General features: G+C 62.5%; 2 protein-coding genes. One reads left to right on the top strand and one right to left on the bottom strand.

Translation table 11 applies throughout. From position 1 onward, the window contains the following. On the bottom strand, positions 1–642 hold a 642-nt coding region (locus EOA29_RS37940; RefSeq protein WP_127222485.1), incomplete at its 3' end, for a DUF1849 family protein. 138 nt (positions 643–780) lie between these two features. Between EOA29_RS37940 and EOA29_RS37935 the strand changes: the two genes are divergently transcribed. Further along, the coding region (locus EOA29_RS37935) for an Atu1372/SO_1960 family protein (protein ID WP_245468762.1) at positions 781–975 on the top strand (195 nt) is incomplete at its 3' end.

The following is a 975-nucleotide window of genomic DNA, read 5'->3' as shown; positions in this document are numbered from 1 at the left end:
GACCGGCCAATACTTGTCGGCCGCGAGCTTGGCGAGCGCCGGCGCTTCCGGATCCGCCTTGTCGGCGTCGGTCTTCTTGCCGACGACGACCGTGGTCGTCATCACCTTGTTGGCGTCCTCGGACCCGTCGAACAGATTGGTCTGATAGAAGTTTTCACCCCTCTCGGCCTTGCCGATCAGCTCGACCAGATGCTGGGTGGGGAACTGCGTCGCGGCGAGCTCGAGCGTGTTCTTCTCGGGCTTGTCGATGTCGACCTTGAGGCCTTTCGGCTCCCTTGTCGCCATTCCCTTGACCTCCTTGTCGAGGTTCTGGTCGACGAAGGACTTCGTCACGAAAGAGAAGGTCTTGCCCTCGGCGTCCTCGAACGTCGTCGTCTGCTGGTCGGTGAGCCTGGTGTTGTCGTTGGTCACGATCTGGGTGACGAAGCGAAACTTCACCGTGTAGCCCTCGCAGGGAGAGCCGTTGAACTCATACACCATGCGACCGGAAATGCCGGTGATGCCCGAGCGGTCGGACGCCTTGTTCAGGGTGAGGTCGTAGACTGCGCGATGCGCCTGCAGCGCGGGCACGGCAAAGGCCGGAGCCATCGGGATGGCCGTCGACAGGAGAGCGGCGGAAAGAAAAAGGCGCGTCACGCGCATGAAGTGCTCCGATCGTCGCGGCCGATGGCAGGCCGCAGGGAAAGATGGTCCAGCTTAAAAAAAGTCGTGGCGGAAGCGAGGCAAAAATAGCAATTTCGGCCCGGCCAACGCGGCGTCTTCCAGCAATAGGGAAAACCAATGAGCGAAACAATCGAAAAGCGGCTAAGCGATCTCGGCGTCACCATTCCGGCCGCCGCCGCGCCCGCCGCGAACTACGTGCCCTACTGCCGGACCGGCAACATGCTGTTCACCGCGGGCCAGCTGCCGCAGAAGGACGGCAAGCTGGTAACCGGGCTGCTTGGCCGCGACATCGACACCGCCGCCGGCAAGGAA

Origin of the sequence: Mesorhizobium sp. M1E.F.Ca.ET.063.01.1.1 (assembly GCF_003998155.1) — a bacterium.
GTDB lineage: Bacteria > Pseudomonadota > Alphaproteobacteria > Rhizobiales > Rhizobiaceae > Mesorhizobium.
This window is presented reverse-complemented; position numbering and strand designations above follow the sequence as displayed.